Here is a 3510-nt window from a genome sequence, read left to right as displayed (position 1 = left end):
GTAATTGGCCTTGAGCTGCAAAATCAGCTACAGGAAAAGACCGGCAGGAATTATCCCGATCACATCATTGCCTGTATCGGAGGAGGGAGCAATGCAGCAGGCATCTTTTACCCGTTTTATGATCAGCCTGAAGTCAGTTTATATGCTGTTGAAGCTGCAGGAAAGGGAGTGCACAGCGGAATGACCGCTTCTACCATTCAGATGGGAAGCGAAGGGATCTTACACGGCAGCCGGACGCTGGTCATGCAAAATGATGACGGACAAATTTCAGAACCCTATTCCATTTCAGCAGGCCTGGATTATCCGGGAATAGGCCCGGCCTATCCGCATCTTTACAAGACCAACAGGGTGAACTTCACCCAAGCAACCGACGAAGAAGCATTGCAGGCTGCCAAACGGTGCATCCGGGAAGAGGGGATCATACCTGCCCTGGAATCGGCACATGCACTGGCGACCCTGGAAAATCTCGACGCCCGGCAAGATGACATTGTAGTGATTAACCTCTCCGGAAGGGGAGACAAAGACATGGATACGTACAAAAAACATCTGAATCATGAATAGAATTGACGCGTTGTTTCAATCCAAATCCCGGGAAGTATTGTCTGTTTACTTTACAGCGGGATATCCCGGTTTGAATGATACACCAACCATTATCGAAGCCTTGGAAGAATCAGGGGTCGATATGGTTGAAGTGGGAATCCCCTTTTCCGATCCTATGGTGGATGGCCCGGTAATCCAGGAAAGCAATAAGCTGGCACTTAAAAACGGAATGAGTCTGAACCTTCTCTTCGATCAGATCAGTATGATCAGAGAAAAAATCAACATCCCACTCCTGCTGATGGGATACCTGAATCCTGTCTTTCATTACGGAGTGGAAAAATTTTGCCATTCCTGCCGGCAGGCGGGAATTGACGGAGTCATTCTCCCCGACCTGCCGTTAGAAATTTATCAGCAGCATTATAAAAAGCGCTTCGAAGAAAACAACCTGCACAATGTTTTTCTGGTGACGCCTTCAACCCCAAAAGACAGACTGGCAAACATTTTAAAGGAAAGCAGCGGATTCGTTTATATGGTGTCTTCCAGCTCCACCACAGGAGGCAAAAAAGATATCAGAACCCATCTCAGTTACGTGAATACCATCCGTAACATAAAACCGGAGATACCGGTGATGGTTGGCTTTGGTATCAACAACCGCGAAAGATTCCTTACTGTTTGTGAACAGGCAAACGGCGGCATTATAGGTTCAGCCTTTATAAGAATTCTGGCAAGGCAGGGCGACCTGAAAACCAATATTCAATCCTTTATCCGATCCATTAAACAGGATGATCAGATAAATCTCAAATTCGCCTGAATCTCTAAATTCGCGTACCCTCCCTTACCTCCCTTGAAAAGGGAGGCGATCGGTCAGTGCCGGGGTCAATGGTTTTTGCTTTGTTGCTGAATAAATTGTTAACCCATTTCAAATAGCAAAAAGTTACCTGAAGCTATTGGCAGCATACCTGAATATTTACTACGGACCGGCTCCTCTCCCTTCTGGAAGGGAGAGGTTGGGAGAGGGTACGCGAAACAAAAATTATTTACCACAACTATTGAAGCTTTCAGTATTAAATTATATTAGGAAAATTTATCAGCAGTGCTTTTTCGCGTACCCTCCCTTACCTCCCTTGAAAAGGGAGGTGATCGGTCAGTGCCGAAGTTAAAGGTTGGGGTGCTTCCCGGAATTCATTATCTCCCAATAATTGTTCATAGCACAAAATAAATTTCATGCTTTTGTCAGTCAGAGATAAAATAATTATATTCGACTCCTGCTAATGGAAACATTTGTTTCCGAAGGAAGAAATGAGCTTCAATCACAGGGCAAGATATGAATAAAATAGCTGTTTTTTGCGGATCAAGCGCCGGAAATGATTCGGTGTACTCAAACCAGGCCTACCAATTGGGACAATTGCTGGCTAAAAAGCACATTGAGCTGATATACGGTGGCGGCAGCATCGGACTGATGGGTGCTGTGGCCAACGGTGCCCTGGACCACAACGGAAGGGTCACAGGGGTTATCCCCGCGTTTCTGAACGAAAAAGAAATCGCTCACGACCAACTTCATTCCCTTATCGAAGTCAATTCAATGCATGAACGTAAAAAAAAGATGCATGATCTATCAGAAGCCGTCATTGCGTTGCCCGGAGGCTACGGGACACTTGAAGAACTTTTTGAGATGCTTACCTGGGGCCAGTTGGGTTTGCATCAAAAACCCATAGCCCTTCTAAACATCAATGGTTTTTATGATCCATTGCGCCGGCTCACCGACAACATGGTAGAGCAGGGTTTTCTCAAGCAGGCTTATCAGGATATCCTCCTTATAAGCAATGATATTGAACAGCTTATAGAAAGTATGTCTCAATACAATCCACCAGAAGCCAAAAGACTGAGTTTCAAATAAAAAATATTAAAAAGAAAGGAGCATAAAATGACACCATCATCAGTCGCCTCGTTCATGAACGACCTTCTTTCCAGTTTGTATGAATGGATCATCACTGAATTGCCGGGCATCTTAATACTTATTGTTGCAACCCTCATTTTACTGAAGGTTTATAAGTCACTGATAAAGCAACTGAGGAAAGCCATAATAAAAAGGTCTGCCAAAAAACATGATACCCAGGCCCAGGAAACGGAAAAACGGGTGGAAACCCTTATGAATATCCTTCTCAGTGTAGGCAAAGTGTTGATAGGGGCTATCTTCATCATGATTCTTCTTAAAAAGCTGGGTGTAGACATTGGTCCGATACTTGCCGGTGCCGGTATCATAGGACTGGCTATAGGTTTTGGAGCCCAGGAACTGGTACGGGATATCATCTCAGGTTTCTTTATGTTACTTGATAACCAGATTCGTACCGGGGATTTTGCCATTATCAACGGGCAGGGAGGAATGGTGGAAAAAATCGAACTGAGAACCACCACCCTCCGAGATCTTTCAGGTACCACCCATAACTTTCAGAATGGTAAGATCAATACGATCTCCAACATGACGATGGAATGGTCGGCCGTAGTCTTTGATATCGGAGTAGCCTACAAAGAAGACACCGACGAAGTGGTAAATATTATGAAGGAAGTGGGCGAAGAGCTGCAAAACGATCCGGATTACAAGGAAAACATCCTGGAACCCCTGGAGGTATTCGGAGTGGATAAATTTGCAGACAGTGCAGTAGTCCTCAAAGTCCGGTTTAAAACCAAACCCATCATGCAATGGGCAGTGGGCAGGGAATACAGGAGAAGACTTAAAAAAGCTTTTGATGAGCGTGGTATAGAAATTCCATTTCCGCATACTACCGTTTACTGGGGAGAAAAGATCAACCCCCTGAAGCTCAAACTGGAAAAAGAGCTGAACGGCGGCAATAGCCATTAACAAACACCCACGGAAACGTGGGTGCTAATCTCATCATCTGTTGTTATTAACCTGCATTATTCAAAAACTTCACTACGTTCGTTTTTGAATGTGAGATGGTTTGCGGGATG

At 44.8% G+C, this 3510-nt stretch carries 4 protein-coding genes; all 4 read left to right on the top strand.

All coding sequences use genetic code 11. The features are described 5' to 3' along the window. The coding region (locus KGY70_19200; protein MBS3777329.1) for a pyridoxal-phosphate dependent enzyme at positions 1–561 on the top strand (561 nt) is incomplete at its 5' end. Further along, positions 554–1351 (top strand): tryptophan synthase subunit alpha, encoded by a 798-nt coding sequence (locus tag KGY70_19195; protein ID MBS3777328.1) that lies wholly within the window; start codon positions 554–556, stop codon positions 1349–1351. The genes KGY70_19200 and KGY70_19195, both read left to right, overlap by 8 nt. 513 nt (positions 1352–1864) lie before the next feature. Next, the gene (locus KGY70_19190) at positions 1865–2437 is read left to right on the top strand and encodes a TIGR00730 family Rossman fold protein (GenBank protein MBS3777327.1); all 573 of its coding nucleotides are present in this window, start codon (positions 1865–1867) and stop codon (positions 2435–2437) included. A 27-nt stretch (positions 2438–2464) separates the two neighbouring features. Beyond that, the gene (locus tag KGY70_19185; protein ID MBS3777326.1) at positions 2465–3400 is read left to right on the top strand and encodes a mechanosensitive ion channel family protein; all 936 of its coding nucleotides are present in this window, start codon (positions 2465–2467) and stop codon (positions 3398–3400) included. Positions 3401–3510 lie beyond the last annotated feature (110 nt).

This window comes from Bacteroidales bacterium (assembly GCA_018334875.1).
In the GTDB taxonomy this organism is placed as follows: Bacteria; Bacteroidota; Bacteroidia; order Bacteroidales; family UBA12077; genus JAGXLC01.
Note: the sequence above shows the minus strand (reverse complement) of the source record. Positions and strands in the feature narration are given on the sequence as shown.